The 16,378-nt window shown below is 40.5% G+C and carries 10 protein-coding genes; 7 read left to right on the top strand and 3 right to left on the bottom strand.

Features of this window, described 5'->3' with window-relative positions; all coding sequences use genetic code 11:
• Positions 1–182 precede the first annotated feature (182 nt).
• The 6 genes from AB6811_RS11245 to AB6811_RS11220 all read left to right on the top strand — a co-directional run bounded on the left by AB6811_RS11245 (position 183) and on the right by AB6811_RS11220 (position 6,483).
• Positions 183–1,073 carry a hypothetical protein gene (locus tag AB6811_RS11245; RefSeq protein WP_369490560.1) on the top strand — a complete coding sequence of 297 codons (891 nt, stop codon included), beginning with the start codon at positions 183–185 and terminating at the stop codon, positions 1,071–1,073.
• 17 nt (positions 1,074–1,090) lie between these two features.
• On the top strand, positions 1,091–1,555 hold the full coding sequence (locus AB6811_RS11240) for a hypothetical protein (RefSeq protein WP_369490559.1): 465 nt from the start codon (positions 1,091–1,093) through the stop codon (positions 1,553–1,555).
• Positions 1,556–1,563: 8 nt separating this feature from the next.
• Positions 1,564–2,832 (top strand): OmpA family protein, encoded by a 1,269-nt coding sequence (locus AB6811_RS11235; RefSeq protein WP_369490558.1) that lies wholly within the window; start codon positions 1,564–1,566, stop codon positions 2,830–2,832.
• Positions 2,833–2,836: 4 nt separating this feature from the next.
• Entirely contained in the window at positions 2,837–3,214 is a 378-nt protein-coding gene (locus AB6811_RS11230; RefSeq protein ID WP_369490557.1) for a response regulator, read from the top strand.
• Positions 3,215–3,232: 18 nt separating this feature from the next.
• Positions 3,233–6,040 carry an ATP-binding protein gene (locus tag AB6811_RS11225; RefSeq protein ID WP_369490556.1) on the top strand — a complete coding sequence of 936 codons (2,808 nt, stop codon included), beginning with the start codon at positions 3,233–3,235 and terminating at the stop codon, positions 6,038–6,040.
• 260 nt (positions 6,041–6,300) lie between these two features.
• A complete protein-coding gene (locus tag AB6811_RS11220) occupies positions 6,301–6,483 on the top strand; it encodes a hypothetical protein (RefSeq protein ID WP_369490555.1) in 183 nt (60 codons plus the stop codon).
• A gap of 779 nt (positions 6,484–7,262) precedes the next feature.
• On the opposite strand, the gene AB6811_RS11215 is transcribed toward AB6811_RS11220, so the two are convergent.
• From AB6811_RS11215 to AB6811_RS11205, 3 genes are all read right to left on the bottom strand, one after another.
• Entirely contained in the window at positions 7,263–8,468 is a 1,206-nt protein-coding gene (locus AB6811_RS11215; protein WP_369490554.1) for a sensor histidine kinase, read from the bottom strand.
• Between the two features lie 3 nt (positions 8,469–8,471).
• Complete coding sequence (locus AB6811_RS11210; RefSeq protein ID WP_369490620.1) at positions 8,472–9,527, bottom strand: cobalamin-dependent protein; 1,056 nt, start codon at positions 9,525–9,527, stop codon at positions 8,472–8,474.
• An 82-nt stretch (positions 9,528–9,609) separates the two neighbouring features.
• Positions 9,610–13,620 (bottom strand): PAS domain S-box protein, encoded by a 4,011-nt coding sequence (locus AB6811_RS11205; protein ID WP_369490553.1) that lies wholly within the window; start codon positions 13,618–13,620, stop codon positions 9,610–9,612.
• 522 nt (positions 13,621–14,142) lie between these two features.
• Here AB6811_RS11205 and AB6811_RS11200 point away from each other — a divergent pair.
• Entirely contained in the window at positions 14,143–15,723 is a 1,581-nt protein-coding gene (locus AB6811_RS11200) for a peptide chain release factor 3 (protein WP_369490552.1), read from the top strand.
• Positions 15,724–16,378: the final 655 nt, after the last annotated feature.

Raw genomic sequence — 16,378 nt, 5'->3', positions numbered from 1 at the left:
TTATCCTTTATCAGTTCTGTTTCATCTTTTGTGTAAATGTTAAACAAACAATTTGCTACCAAAACTAATTTTCTGAACGTTTACCACATTCTTGCTTTTTATCACTTGCTTTTTTAATAGGAAAAACTTAAATTGGCGATAACTGTTGAACATGAAAATATTGAACCCTAATACCTTGTTTTATGAAACAATTCCGATTTTATTTCGTGGTTTTAGCAATGCTGTTTGCAGCAATGTTTTACTCCTGCTCAGGAGGTAAAACCAATCAAGCTGATGTTGATAATGAATTTAGTGAGGATACACTGATTCAGGATCAAATGGAAATTATGCTACCCACACCTTCGGAGGTGCTGAGCATTGTCCTTTCATCGGGAATTAAGTATTCCGATAGCTACATGGCACCCCTTGGCATTGAGAAAAAAACGGTTATGGTTAAGCATAAGGCACTGATTTTAGGCGTGTACTTTGCCGACTTTGCCTATACCAATTACTACAACCAGAGGAATGCTTCCTCGGAATACTTTAAAGCCTTACAGGAGCTAACTCGCGATTTGGGAATAGGCTCCATACTGAACGATGCTTACTTTCAGCGATTTGATGCTAACCTAAACAACCCTGACTCACTGGATGCCATTTTTGAAGATTTCTCGCAAAACGCATACAACACTATCCTTGAATCTGGCAATAGGGAGTTACTCTCAATGATTGGTATTGGTGCAGCCATTGAGGTATTGCATATAGGGATTAACTCAATTGAGAATGCTGCAAACCCCGACGAAGCAATAGCTACGGTTATTGACCAGAGCGCCGTTTTTGACAATTACTACAATAACTTTATTGCATACAATAGTAATAAACCTGAATTTAAAAGCATAACCGAGGATGTTACTGAAATTTTCAAGTTTTTCAAGGAGAAACTAACTTCAGCTGGTAACGAATCGGTAGTAACTGATAGTAAGGAACATTTCACCATAACTGGTGGCGATACTACAAAGCTTAGCAAAGCCGATCTAGCGCAGCTACGCAACATGGTTGCCAATGCTCGTAAAAAGCTGATTGACCTTAAGTATTAATCTAAAACCTTTCTGCTATGTTTAAGCAAATTATACTTACAGTTTCACTCTTTATCGCGGCTATTGTAACGGTACAGGCTCAATGTTCTGGTTTTCATACAATTAGGGAGTGTACACCTCCCGATATTGAGGATTTTAAGCGGTTTGGCCAGTCCCGAAGCCGTATGGTTGAAGCCAAGAAAACCTTTACCTACCAGGTTGTACTTTTTGGTGGTTACGACTATAAAATTGGTATATGTACCGAAAGGGGTTACTACCCTGTTCAGTACAGAATTATTAATGCAAACGACAATTCGGTTTTTTACGATAATGCAAACGACGACTACGTTGAAACAGTAGGATTTACAGTTGAAAAGACCAAAAACGTTCTTTTTGAAATTACTGTTTTAGCTACTAAAAAGGAGTTTCAGGATGTTTCTGATTCTCGAGTATGTGTCGGCATAGCAATATACTGGCGCAAAGTACCCAAAACAGGTTTTTAACTTTAGGTATGAGAGCTAATATTTACATAATAACTTATTTGTTTTTTTCTTGTTATTCCTTAACGGCTCAGAATCTCATTAGGAATGGCAGCTTTGAAAAATACTATGTTTGTCCCGATAACTATACGGTTGAATACACAAAACGCTTCTTACCCAATTGGGTAATGCCAACCAAGGGTACCCCCGATTACTTTAACCGTTGTAGTAAGGAGATGGTTGGAGTACCCCAGAACTTTATGGGTAGTATTTTCCCGGCCGAGGGCGATGGCTTTATTGGCTTAGTGTTGCTCGACACCCCTGACGTGAAGGAGGAAATTGATTACCGCGACTACGTACATAGCGGCCCCCTTGCACCTGTTACTATAACAAATGCTAACATTAAAAAGCCCGATACCAAGCGTAAGGTTAAACCTATAAACTACAGGGAGTATATTCAAACGCAGTTGGTTACACCCCTGCAGCCTAACCAGCTTTACCGCATTAGCCTTAAGTATGCACTTGCCCAGCACTCTACATTTGTATCGAACAAACTTGGCATTGCTTTTACTGATAAGCCATTAACCCAAAAGGATGGTGTCCTGCCTATCAAACCAGCTATTTTTATTGACACAGCGGTACTACACTGCACACCGGGAATTTGGGTTGAATTTGCCGATACCTTTAAAACCCGTGGCGGCGAGTCTTTTATGACTTTAGGCAACTTTTTCCCTGATAGTCAAACAGCCTATTTTCCAAACGATATTAGTTCCTTAAACACAACCCTTCAGCGCGCCATACTCACCAACCAGGTTGCCTACTATTACATAGATGATTTCAGGCTTGAGCCTGTTAAAAAAGAGGATGTAAAGGTGCTCTCGCCTCGCTTCATTCCCTTTAGCATGCTTAAAAGGCATGAACTTTTAGAAATTAATACCCTAAGTAGATATATTGCTTTACTAGATGAGGTTTACTTTGATATTGGACAACCTGGCACCAAACCCCGTAGCCTCTGCCAGCTATACTGGCTTATCAATTTCTTGGCTCAAAACCCCAACTTAGGAATTGAGCTTAATGGTATCATTCACGAGGTTGAAAACGATACAGTTGATGCAAGTAGCCGACTAAAAGCCATGATGGAGTATTTGCAGGAAATGGGCATTAGTGGTGGCAGGATACGGTTAAGAACTTTTGAGGACTATAAATCCATTTCGCCCAAATATCGATTTTACCGCGAGGGTTTGCCATGCGTTTTCTACTCATCGCTTGTAGCGGTTCGTTTTTTTACCATTAAAGAATAGTGCCATGGAGAATATAAAAGATTTAAGCAATAAAACCATTCTGGTGGTTGAGGACGATAAGTTCACCTCTCTAATTATCCAGAATTTCCTTGCAAAAACAAAGGCTAAAATTGTAACTGCATACAATGGCGAGCAGGCGGTTGAACAGGCACGCGCTCACAACCCCGATTTAATTTTCATGGACCTTAAGCTTCCGGGTATAAGTGGGCATGAGGCAACCCGAAGAATAAAGGAGTTCCTTCCAAACACTATCATTATTGCTCAAACCGCCTTTGTTACCGATGCCGATAGGGCTGAAGCCCTAGATTCTGGCTGCTCCGATTTTTTAACCAAACCCCTTAGCAGCGATAAGATTTACCGTACTCTATACAAATTTCTGTAACCCTTAACATTTTACTTGATGAAACCCGTTGAAGGTAGAAACTGGCATATACTTCTTTACTCATCGAATCAGTCCAATTGTACAGAATGGGTAAAGGAATTGCTTAATCGTTCTGAATTTTCACATTGTAAATTTTTACAGGTTGATTCGCTTTCCGGGGTTAATAATGTTTTAAGCCAGCGTTTCAACGGCGTTTTATTGGTGCATTTAACATCTAATAGTTACGGTTTAATTGAGCAAGCGGTTTCGGTAAGAAATGAGACAGCTCCCCAAGTTCAGGTTGTTGCCTTGCTCGACCATGATGCCGTAAACCTCGATACTGCTAAATTACTCAGTATGGATATTGACGATGTGGTTCATTGCACCAACAAAGAATGGTTACAGGCAACATTGCTTAAATATTACTTTACCAGTAAGGCCGATAGCTGCATATTACCCTACGCTCCATTCAATGGGTATAGCACCCATGTCGATAGAATTCATAGCGAGTTTCCCTTTGGTATTGTAAGGGTTATTCTTAAGCCAGATGTTTACGTTGAATACATTAACAGGGAGGCAGAGCGCATTTTAGGTTTTAACCTTAAGCAGCATAAAGCACAACCAGAGCTTAGGAACAGGTTTATCCCTGATGAACGCATTAAGCTAATCCTTGAAAACGCTGGAACCAGCAATGAATTCATTAAGCGTCGATTCAAGATAAGCGTTGGTAACGAAAATTATAAGTGGGTGGAGGCTATTTATATTCCTGGTTTTAAAAATAACCAGTCATTCCAGTCCATTGAGGTTATTCTAAGGGATGTTACCCGCGAAGAAATTGACAAGGCGCTGCAAAAAGCGGTTTACGATATTGCCCGAATGACCAGCACCAACTTCTCGTTGAACAGGATTTTTACGGTAACCCATAAAATAGTTTCCGATTTAATTAATATCGATAACTTCTATATAGCCCTTTATAATTCCGAAAACAATGAGGTATCGTTCCCTTACTTTGTCGATTCTACCGATATTAAAACCCCAAATCCCCGTAGGGATGGCCATGGATTAACTGAGTATGTAATTCGTACGGGAAAAACTCTTCTTTGCCAACCAAGTTGCTTCGATGAGCTAATTTTTAAAAATGAGATTGACCTAATTGGAACAAAACCAATGGCATGGTTGGGAGTTCCCCTTAAATTCCATGGTAATATACTCGGGGTAATGGCGGTTCAGCACTATACCAATATCAATGCTTTTGGGGAGAGTGAGCAATACATTTTGGAGTATTTCTCCGAGCAGGTAGCACGAACAATTGATTACAAACGCAAGGCCGATACTGTAAAGTTACTTTCCACAGCCGTTGAGCAAAGCCCTGTATCGGTTGTAATTACCACTCTAAAGCCCGAAATTGTATATGTAAACTCTACCTTTACCAAGGTAACCGGTTATGAACCCCATGAGGTTATGGGTAAAAACCCACGTATTTTACAGTCGGGACAAACATCTAAAGAACTTTATGTTGAATTGTGGGATACACTTACTTCCGGTAGCACTTGGAAGGGTGAATTTATCAATAAGCGGAAGAATGGTGAGGTTTTTTATGAGGAATCAATAATTGTTCCTATTACCGATGAACTTGGTAAAAACGCCTATTACCTTTCAGTGAAAATTGACATAACCGACAAAAGAAGATTAATTAACGAACTTATAATTGCAAAGGAGAAAGCAGAGGAGAGCGATAAACTCAAAACGGCTTTTTTGCAGAACATTAGCCACGAGATTCGTACACCCATGAACGCCATTGTTGGCTTTGCTGAAATTCTTGAATCGGACCACGACGATGAAGATAAGATTAGCTACTACACGGGCGTAATAAAACAGCGCTCATACGATTTGCTTGATATTGTTAACGAGCTACTCGATATTTCCCGTATCGAATCGGGACAGCTTAAGGCTGAATTTAAGCCTTTTGATTTAAATGGTATTTTTACCGATCTGGTTCAAACCTTTGAGGGTTACAAAAAACGTATGGAGCGTGAGGAAATTGAGTTAAGGCTATTACCTTTACCCGCTCACGTATCGAACCTGATTGAAAGCGATGAGCCAAAACTACGCCAGGTACTTGTTAACCTTATCCATAATGCCTTAAAGTTTACACATAGTGGTTACATTGAGTTTGGATTCCATGAGCTTACCAACGGTTCAATTGTATTCCGGGTTGCCGATACGGGAATTGGCATACCACACGACATGCAGGATAAAATATTTGAGCGTTTCCAAAAGGTTAGCCCTAAGGGAGTGATTTATGACGGGCTTGGACTTGGACTTACCATTGTTCAAAGTTTGGCTAACCTGCTCAACGGAAAAATATGGCTTGAGTCTGAGGTTGGCAAAGGTACCACATTCTACTTCTCAATACCTTACAAGCCCATAAAGAAAGTTGAGGAAATTGAGATTGAACCTGTGAATCCGGAAGTGATTAAAAATCTGAATCTTTTGGTAGTTGAGGACGATGCTTTCAACATTGCCTACTTCAACGAGCTTTTTAGCGGATTGAATGTAAACTATCACATAGAGAGCACCGGTAGTAGTGCCATCGACCATTTTAAGCAGAACTCATCGTACGATGCAGTTTTAATGGACATAAAGCTTCCCGATATGACCGGATACGATGTAATTGAGGAATTTAAGCGAATTAACCCTAATGTGCCAATCATTGCCCAAACAGCTTATGCTGCTGAGAGCGATAGGAAAAAAGCTTTTGAGGTAGGTTGTGTGGATTACATTGCCAAACCCATATTCCGCGATAAGCTAATTGGCATGCTGCAAAAGCATTTGGTTAAAGAATGATGTTTTTTACATTGTTTGAGCGCGACTTCAGACGCGTGCAATATTTGTCATGAAAAGGCAAATTGCTTTAAACCAGGGTTTTAACCCAAGGTGTTGTGGTATTCAAAATTTTAGGCGATGAACGCAATGCATATTCCAAAGAGCAACACTGAAGCGTTGCATCGCAAAAGAAAAATCATTAAAAAGAATTATTGACTTGTTCTTTCTTGTCTTGATACAAGAAAGAACCAAAGAAAATCAAGGCTGAAAAGCCCGACCCGATGGGTGCCCCGTGGGTGGAACTACCCCGCGATACTATTCGCCACGCCTGCGGCGTGACTCATGTGGTATCGCTTACTAAGCCCACCGCCACGTTCCACCCCCGACCCATTAGCGGGTCAGGCTTTTATGCCACTGCCTGCATCTTCCGCTCCATTCCCTCTCAGGGGAAAGGGCTAGGGTAAGGTCGTTACCCATATAAACCTAGATGACCCCTCGAAATCTCCCCTGAGAGAGGAGACGTTAGCCATGCAAAAAAGTTTCCTAATTGCTTTTCCCCTTTCATATCAGGAGAAGGGCTGGGGGTGAGGTCGTTTTCCACGAACATCGAGCAACGAACAACTCTCCCAGCCCCGTAGGGGCGTAATATTTGTAACCAATAGTTACTCCCTAATGCATAGCGATGCACGCCATGGCATTCCAAAGAGCAAGGGTGAAACGCTGCATCGCAAGGGGAAAAACATTCCAAAAAGCGACTGCTTGGAAACTAATCAAAAGGAATGTATTGGAGGTAAAAAGAGATGATTCGACTGGGCACAGCATGACAATTGTTTCACGAACAACGAACAACTCTCCCAGCCCCGTAGGGGCGTAATATTAGTAACACAATAGTTACTCCCTCATGCATAGCGATGCACGCAATACATTTTCCAAAGAGCAAGGGTGAAACGCTGCATCGCAATGGGAAAAACATTCCAAAAAGCGACTGCTTGGAAACTAATCAAAAGGTATAAATGTATTGGAGGTAAAAAGAGATGCTTCGGCGGTGCTCAGCATGACAGTGGAGTAGAAGAAGTATGTGTTTTGTCATCCCGAGCTTAGTCGAGGGATCTTAGAAAGATAAAAGAAAAAGAGATTCTTTGGTGGAATCTATCCCGATATATCGGGAACTCAGTATGACACGATAGGACGGGGCAATACCAAACAACTATCAACCAACAACTATCAACTAATCCTTTACCCTTTATCCTTTATCCTTTTTCAGTGGCAAATACACAACAAACTCAGTCCCCTTGTTCGGGGTGCTACTTACCTCAATGCGCCCACCATGACCCTCAACAATCTTCTTTACAATTGATAGGCCTAAACCAGTACATTTCTCGCCTGCCGTTCCTTCGGCAGCTATGCGAACAAAGGGTTTAAAAAGCTTTTCAAGCTGTTCCTGAGTCATTCCTATACCCTGATCCCTAACGCTTATGGTTGCAAACTCTCCTTTTCTGTCGATTTGTACATTGATCTCAGAACCGGGAAACGAGAACTTAATAGCATTTGAAATCAAGTTGTTAAAAACCTGTTCCAGCTTTCTTAAATCAGCATCAATGATTATTTCGTCATCGGATGAATAATACTTAATGGCAATTTTTTTTTGCTTTGCCAAATCGATTTGAATGGTAACCCAACGTTCAATGGTGGTATTAAGATTGATTGTGGTCTTTAATAATTCAAGTTTGCCCGATTCAATCTTATTGTAATCGAGCAGATCCTCCACCAGTCCCAACATGAAATGAGCCGATTGCTGAATAACCTCAAGCAGCCAGCGTTGATTTTCAGTAAGCGTATCGGAGGTTTGCTCTGCCAGGAATTCGGCGTAGTTCTGAATTACCCCAAGGGGGTTGCGCAGGTCATGTGCAGCCATGCCAATAAAGCTATTCTTTAGCTCGTTCAATCGCTCAAGTTCTGCATTTTTCCTATTCAGCTCACGTTGTAGGTTAACCAGCTCGTTGTTAATTCGGGTAAGCTCGTTGAAAAGGGTTTGCACCTCTTTATCGTCGGGTGGGGGTGAGGTGAACTTATCTTTCATCAGCTTAAGGATCAGGTTGGCTTGCTCGTTATTGATTTTTTGCATCTCCTCAATCAGCGAAAAGGCTTCCTGGTGGTTCTCAGAGCCAATTATCAGGATTTCATCATTAAGTTTTAGTCCAATAAAATAAAGCCTGTATCTACGGCCGGCGTTCTGTATGGTTAAGTAGTGGTCAAACGAAAAGAGTTTGGTGTTGATATCATCGATAAATCTAAAACCCTTTTCGATACTTGATGGGTGAAGAATAGCCGGGAAATGCCTTCCTTTTATAGAATTCCTATCTTCCAGTAATTCATTATGAATAACGTTGGTAATTATGCCCTTGGTATCGCAACTTAGAACTATTCCCTTAATGCCTTCAGTTGCCATATACTATGCGGCTATTGTATTTCCAACCTCAACAGCTTTTAATGCATTGGGAGCATAGGCATGGGCTCCAAACCAGTTGGGGTTAACGCTTGCTTGGTTAAGAGCGTATCCACCAATAATTATTTTGGTTTTTTGTGGGAGCTTTGGTTTTATTTGCTCAATCACATCCTTGAGTATGCTACGATGAATGGGTAATGCAATGGATAGTCCTAGCAAATCGGCATTCCTCTCGTTTGCCGCTTTTACTATACTTTCAGTAGGAGTATTAGCTCCCAGGTAGTAGGTGTCCCAGCCATCCATCTCAAAGAAGTCCGCAACCATTCGTATACCAATTTCATGGAGTTCATTCCCAACACAAGCTGCTACAAAACTTAAACCTTTACGTTGAGTGGTGAATATTTTAGGGTATAGCATGGACATGGCTTGCTGTGTAACAGCGGTGCAATAGTGTTCCTTTGCAACACTTATTTTGCTTTGGAACCAAAGCTGCCCAATTTGATACTGAGCTGCCTGAAATATTTCCAGGTAAATATCCTTAACCGCTACTCCCTGGTTGGAGAGTTGATTGATGAATTGTAATGCTTCGTGTCTATTACCATTAAGCAGCAATTCAATGTATTGGTTAGCTTGCTCGTTTAAAGGGGTAAGTGTATTGATTGGGAGCAAATGTTTTTGGTTGGTTCTGAGAGCCATTAACGATTCATCAATAACCTGCGAAGCCTTGTAGTGGAGCTCAGGGAATTCACGGCTAATTGTAACTTTTAGGCATTCGAGTGTTTCGTGCATGGTATTTTCGGGTAGCTTTAGGCCTTTGAATAGCTCATCGGCCCACAGCGAGTAATTTACAAGGATTTGTGGATCGTTTGCTACAATGGACTCATACAGGTAGTCCAATAGGTAGCGCGCGTCGCGTAAACTAACTTCGATACCGCTAGTGCCGTATCGGGCCCACTCCTCAGGCCTTAGCTGAAACTGATAGGTAACAAGGCTTAGCGCTATTACCTCCGATTTTTCTTTCAGGATGTTTGCAATATCCATTTTAGTTGTTTTATTCTTTATTAGTTTTTTTACTCAACTAGTATTGCAGCTTGTATGATAAAAACAAATATCAATCTGTTGTAATTTGCTCCATTTTAAATGACTATTTTTTTATCCTCTCCTTTACAACTCTAAGTAGTTCATCTTTTTTTAGTGGCTTGGTTAGGTAACCATCAAAACCATAGGTTTCAATTTTGGTTTTATCTTCACCAAGCACATAAGCGGTTTGGGCTACTATGGGTATTTGGGGTTTAAATTTCCTTATCTCCTCAAAGGCTTTGAATCCATCCATTATTGGCATTTTCAAGTCCATTAGGATAAGTTTTATGTTATCGTTATTTTGAGCGATGCTTACTGCTTCCCCCCCGTTGGCCGCCCTCATACATTTGTAGTTGAATTGCCTTAGTATCTCATTAATATACATAAAGTTAAACTCATCGTCTTCGGCAACCAGAATAAGTTCATTTTCCCCTTTTAGCTGGTCGGGTGGTATTTCCACAAAAACCTCGGTTTTTGGTTCACCGGTTAAGTAAGGTAAAGTAACTGTTACGGATGTGCCTTTTCCAAGCTCAGAGTCTAACTCAATGGTACCACCCAAAAGCTCAGTGTAAGCTTTTGTAATGGCAAGCCCAAGTCCAATTCCACCTACCTTAATGGTTAATGGGTTCTCTACCCTGTAAAATCGCTTAAAAACCATTTCCCTATTCTTACGGTCAATTCCAATACCGGTATCCTTAACATTGAACACCACACGGTTATCCTTTACTTCATAACCGAATGCCACCGCTCCGCGCGGGGTGTATTTTATTCCGTTTGTTATCAGATTTATCAGTATTTGTTGCAGCTTAACCCTATCCGTGTAAATGTATGTTTCCGATGTTGTGTTTGGGGATAAATATATTAGTTCAAGTTCCCTGTTTTCTGAAATTTTTATTTTCAGCTCATTGTAAATATCCTGCATTAGCTGGTCAAGGTTAAAGGTTTCCGGATTGGTTTTAATAAGCCCCGTATCGAGTTTGGCAATCTCTACAGTTTCATTGATAATATCCATTAAACGGAAACCGCTTTTTTGGATAACATCAATGTATTCCTTTCTTTTCTGTTCATCCTGAGTATATTTTAAAAGATCGCCTAACCCCATTATGGCGTTCATGGGTGTTCTAATTTCGTGCGACAGGTTAGCCAGGAAGGCCGACTTTAACCTATCACTTTCCTCAACTTTTTCCTTTGCCTTTACTAGGTCATCTTCAAACCTTTTTCGGTCAGTAATATCGCGGATTACTATAAGTTCCCGTTCAGCACCACCAATTTTTGTGAGGCGTAGGTTAACCTCAACCCAAAAATGCTCTCCGTTCTTTCGCTTTGCCAACCAGTCGAACCTTTGTGGTCCCTCCTTGGCGGCTTTTTGGGAATAATATCCAACTTTATCGTTTGTATATGGCTCAACATTGGCTCCAAGGGCATTCAACCCAATGCTCAAAAACCCTCTTTTGTCATTATACCCATACATTTCAACTGCCCTATTGTTACAATCAACTATAAGGTTAGCATGTGGGTCATAAATCAGAATTGCCTCGGCAGTAGCGTTGAATATCTCGCTGTACTCCTTCTCGCGTCTTTCAATTTCATGCTGGTGGGCAATACGTTCGGTAATATCGCGCACTACAGCCATAAGTCTATCAACCCCTCCAATATTTGATTTTTTGAGCGATATCTCTACCCAGAATGTTTCGCCGCTTTTCTTTTTACCAAGCCAGGTGTAGGTTTGTGGTCCAACTGTCAACGCTTTCTCAACCCATTTTGTGGCTTCAGCAATATTGTACTTTTGATCGTTTGCACTAAGGGTGCCCAAATGTTTACCAATTAGTTCATCCTTGCTGTATCCGTAAAGCGTTTGAGTTTGCCTATTGCAGTCAACAATTTTACTGGTTTCAATGTCGTAAATCAAAATGGCTTCAAGGGTTGAGTCAAAAATTTCGCGGAGTTCATGTTCGCGTTGTTTTAATTCGGTCAAATATTTTTTTCTTTGGCTAATATCTAAAACAATTGCATTGTAAACATCGATATCTGAAGCCTTTGTTTTCTCAACATAGACCTCAACGGGATATTCAGTACCATTCTTACGGCGATGTATTGTCTCAAAATATATCTTAGATGAAGTTCCGTCGTTAAGAGGTTTTAACAATTCGTTAAATTTTTCAGCTGTTAGGTATGGTTTTAAATCAAGTGCGGTAAGCTCAAGTAATTCCTCTGGTGAATAACCTAAGTTATTCACAGCAGTTTTGTTAAATTCAATAAATTTTAGATTGTCGCATCGGAAAATATATACTTCGTTTATACTCTCATCCAATATCTTTAGTAGTCTCTCAATTCGATTTTGCTTGTTTTTTTGATCAGATATATCGCGCCATACAGCATATATCATCCGTTTTCCATTAAATACAATTGGTGTTAGCGACACCTCTGCCCAGAATTTTTGTCCATTTACTTTTTTATGGAGCCATTCAAATTTGTTAAAACCCTGTTCAAGTGCAATTTCAATCATTTTGTTGGCTAGCTCATACGATGAACTCCCACAAGGTTGAGTTTGTGGACTTAGAGTCGAAGGGTGAGGTGAGTTTTTAAGCAGTTCAATACGCGATTTAAAACCATGGAGTCGTGCCGCAGAGTCATTACAATCAATAAAGTGAAAATTTTCATCCAGTATTCCAATTGCATCCTTTGAGAAATGCATTACACGTAAAAACCGTTGTTCACTTTCAATAAAGTTTTGCTCTGTCCTTTTTCTATCCGAAATATCTCTTATAATGGCCATTACCCTATTAACACCTCCAATTTCAACTAGCTTGAGTCGCACGTTAACCCAAAATGTTTCCCCATTTTTTTTACGTGCTAGCCATTCAAAATCCTGGGGTTCGCCTTTAATGGTTTTTTTTATGTACTCTTGAGCTTTTTCTTTGGTAAAGGGTTCTATGTTTGCACTTAAATCACCAATAATCCCATTAATAATTTCTTCCTTTGTGAAACCATACATCTCCATTGTAATATTGTTACAATCAATTATTTTTCCACTTTCGGTGTCAACTATTTGAATGGAGTCAAATCCTGAGTTAAATATCTCCCTGAATTCTTGTTCTTTCTGGCTTAGTAATTTATGCGACTTAACCAATTCACTTACATCGCTAACCATGACATGTTTCGCTGGTCTTCCCTTGTAAGTAATTCTATGCGATGCTACTTGAACATGTATAATTTCACCGTTCTTTTTCTTATGTATGCAGCTAAAGGATGTTTGATAAATACCGTCAAGGGCTTGTATGTCACCATTCAATTTTGAAAGGTCATCTTCATGTCTGATGTCTTTTAGAGTCATGTTTAAAAACTCTTCCCTGGTATAACCGTAATGAGTAATGGCAGCCCTATTAACTTCCAAAAAATTTAGTGTTTCAAGATCTTGAATCCACATGGGATTGGGATTGTTTTCAAAAATCAAACGGTATCGCTCCTCGCTTTCCTTAAGTTTATCTTTCTGTTTCCAGTTTTCCTTCCTACTAAAAAGTAGCTTTGCTATTAGGACTGTAGCTAAAGGGTAAATTAGTATTACTGGCCACCATATTACAAGCAGGGTGGCCATTCTGTTTTCTTCGGGTAAGAAAATTGTGCATCCAAGCATCACCAGGTGAACTATAATGCTAACCAAGTAAACCTCACCAAGGTTTTTATTCGCAATTATGTCTGGACGAACTTTCCGCCAAAGCAGGCTGATAAGCGATGAACTTACTATTACTGCCACTCCCATATACATCCCAGCACCACCCATCATCAATCGGGATGTAGCAACAATTACCGCTGCAACCACTGTGGTTACCCCGCCAAAAAACAGTCCCGAAATGGTGAGCAATACCGATCGGGTATCGAATACTATCCCTTCAACTAATATCCATGGGCTATTCATAAGAACTATACCTATTCCCGCAATGAGTAGGCCAAGCAAAATCTGTGTGCGAATCTTTCTACTTTTATCGGACTTTAACCAAATAAAATCGTATAGAACTGCAGATGCAATTAGTATTGCTGCATTTTCAAGTATTCCAATAACTATGGGATTTTCCATGGATGTAAAAAATTTGGTATCACCATAAATTTAGGCAATATTTTATCTTAAATCAATAATCAATAATCAATAACCAATATTCTTTAGTTATTGATATATGTCATATTGAGTCCTGATATACCAAGAAATACTCCATTGAAACATCTCTCTTTTATGCTGAACCCTGCCGAAGCATCACTTTACCTTTATAACCCATTAATGGATCCCTGGCTGCGATCTGAATGACAAAAGGATTTGACGGTTGATTGACTCAAAATTGAACGCAAATTGCACTTATTAAGTTGATTTACACAGGTTAAACTAACCAAACCCAAAACACTAAACACCAAACACAATCACCCCTGTACACTGAACACTGCACACTATAAATAAAATCCCTCGCAACGCTCAGAATGATTAAAGGGATGTAAACTATTTAAGGCTAATCATCATAAATCATCAACCCTTACTTTCTTTTTCTTCGCACCTTAATTCATTTAAAGGCTAATAATTGCTAATTTTGCAAGCCATAAATGAAGATATATGATTTTTGAGGACGAAGTTAAGCGCCGCCGAACATTTGCCATTGTTAGCCATCCCGATGCCGGTAAGACAACCCTAACCGAAAAGTTGCTGCTCTTTGGCGGAGCAATTCACATTGCAGGTGCCGTTAAAAGCAATAAGATTAAAAAGACTGCCACGTCCGATTTCATGGAGATAGAGCGCCAGCGTGGTATTTCGGTTTCCACATCGGTAATGGAGTTTGAGTATCAGAACTATAAAATTAACATTCTCGATACACCTGGTCACCAGGATTTTGCCGAGGATACATATCGTACCCTTACTGCTGTCGATAGCGTTATAATTGTTATTGACCATGCAAAAGGCGTTGAGGCGCAAACCCGCAAGCTCATGGAGGTTTGCCGCATGCGTAAAACTCCCGTAATCATCTTTATCAACAAGCTCGATAGGCCTGGCAACGACCCATTCGACCTGCTCGATGAGATTGAGAAGGAACTTCAGATTAAGGTACGCCCGCTTAGCTGGCCAATTAGCCAGGGGCCATCGTTCAAGGGGGTTTACAACCTTTTTGAGCAGAAACTCTTCCTTTTCTCCGGTGAGAATAAGCAAACCATTGCCGACGATATAGTTGAGATATCTGATTTGAACTCGCCTGAACTGGATTCTTACATTAAGCCCTACACCAATAAGTTTCTTGAGGAGATTGAGATTGTTAACGAGGTTTACCCGGAGTTCGATATCAAAACCTACCTTTCCGGCGAGGTGGCTCCCGTTTTCTTTGGTAGTGCCCTAAACAACTTTGGGGTTAAGGAACTCCTGGATTGTTTTGTACAAATTGCTCCCCATCCCGGCCCTATCACTACCGATACCCGTACGGTTACACCATTTGAGCAAAAATTTAGCGGATTTGTGTTTAAAATTTTTGCCAACATGGATCCCAATCACCGTAACAGGATAGCATTCCTAAAGATATGCTCTGGTCGGTTTGAGCGTAATGTTCCATACTTCCACGTAAGATTAGGAAAATCGTTCCGTTTTTCCAGCCCCAACGCATTCTTGGCCGATAAAAAGTCGATAGTGGAGTTTGCATACCCCGGCGACATAATTGGCTTGCCCGATTCAGGCAATTTCAAGATTGGCGATACCCTTACTGAGGGCGAGGTTATGAACTTTAAAGGTATCCCTAACTTTGCCCCTGAGCTTTTCCGCTACATTGAGAATGCCGACCCCTTAAAGTATAAGCAACTGGCAAAAGGAATTGAGCAGCTAACCGATGAGGGTGTAGCCCAGCTCTTCACCCAAAAATCCAATGGTAGGAAGATTATAGGTACAGTGGGTGCTTTACAGTTTGATGTTATTCAGTTCCGGTTGGAGCATGAGTATGGTGCTAAATGCCGCTACGAACCCATAAACCTTTACAAGGCTTGCTGGATTGAAACCAATAACAAGGCCCAACTCGACGATTTCCGTATTCGAAAGTATAATAACCTTGCCCTCGATAAGCATGGGCGTGAGGTATTCCTGGCCGATTCACCTTACTCCCTACAAATGGCTATTGAAAAGTTCCCCGATATTAAGTTCCACTTCACTTCAGAGTTTTAATATAGGTTGTTAGTTGTTTGTTGATGGTTGATAGTTATTACAAAATGTTTGACACAGTAAAGTACTGTGAAACCCTGTATTAATTTGTGATACCTGATAAACTTTATTGAGGAAATTTTTTCAGGTTTACCGTGAACAGTCCTGTAGGAGCTAAACATTTATAACTCCATTGTCATTCCGAGCAAGTCGAGGAATCTCATTAAATACGGGATGATAGCACATAGAGATGCTTCGGCAAGCTCAGCATGACACGATAGGACGGGGTTACACCAAACTATCAACAATCAAACAACAACCATCAACTTAAATCGTTTCACAGGGTAAATCCACCCAATCTGCGTCATCTGCATTCCATTGCATTAGCAAGTATCACAGAGTTACACAGTGTAACACGGTGTTTCACAGAATTGCAATCACGAACAAGCATCAACTTTATATTTGTCATCCTGAGCGCAGCGAAGGATCTCTAATCGACACATTGAGATGTTTCGCTTGCGCTCAACATGACAATAGTTTCACGAAAAACGAGCAACGTTTCCAGCCCTCTCGTTTGAGCGCGTCTCCCGACGCGTGCATCATTTGCCCTGAAAAGGCGAATCACATTAGCCCAGGGTTTTAACCCTGGGTAATGTGGTATTCAAAATTTTAGGCGATG

Origin of the sequence: Tenuifilum sp. 4138str, from assembly GCF_041102575.1 — a bacterium.
Classification (GTDB): domain Bacteria; phylum Bacteroidota; class Bacteroidia; order Bacteroidales; family Tenuifilaceae; genus Tenuifilum; species Tenuifilum osseticum.
Note: the sequence above shows the minus strand (reverse complement) of the source record. Positions and strands in the feature narration are given on the sequence as shown.

Coding starts and splice junctions, on each gene's coding strand:
- AB6811_RS11245 (WP_369490560.1), top strand. CDS start 183: ATGAAACAATTCCGATTTTATTTCGTGGTTTTAGCAATGCTGTTTGCA.
- AB6811_RS11240 (WP_369490559.1), top strand. CDS start 1,091: ATGTTTAAGCAAATTATACTTACAGTTTCACTCTTTATCGCGGCTATT.
- AB6811_RS11235 (WP_369490558.1), top strand. CDS start 1,564: ATGAGAGCTAATATTTACATAATAACTTATTTGTTTTTTTCTTGTTAT.
- AB6811_RS11230 (WP_369490557.1), top strand. CDS start 2,837: ATGGAGAATATAAAAGATTTAAGCAATAAAACCATTCTGGTGGTTGAG.
- AB6811_RS11225 (WP_369490556.1), top strand. CDS start 3,233: ATGAAACCCGTTGAAGGTAGAAACTGGCATATACTTCTTTACTCATCG.
- AB6811_RS11220 (WP_369490555.1), top strand. CDS start 6,301: ATGGGTGCCCCGTGGGTGGAACTACCCCGCGATACTATTCGCCACGCC.
- AB6811_RS11215 (WP_369490554.1), bottom strand. CDS start 8,468: ATGGCAACTGAAGGCATTAAGGGAATAGTTCTAAGTTGCGATACCAAG.
- AB6811_RS11205 (WP_369490553.1), bottom strand. CDS start 13,620: ATGGAAAATCCCATAGTTATTGGAATACTTGAAAATGCAGCAATACTA.
- AB6811_RS11200 (WP_369490552.1), top strand. CDS start 14,143: ATGATTTTTGAGGACGAAGTTAAGCGCCGCCGAACATTTGCCATTGTT.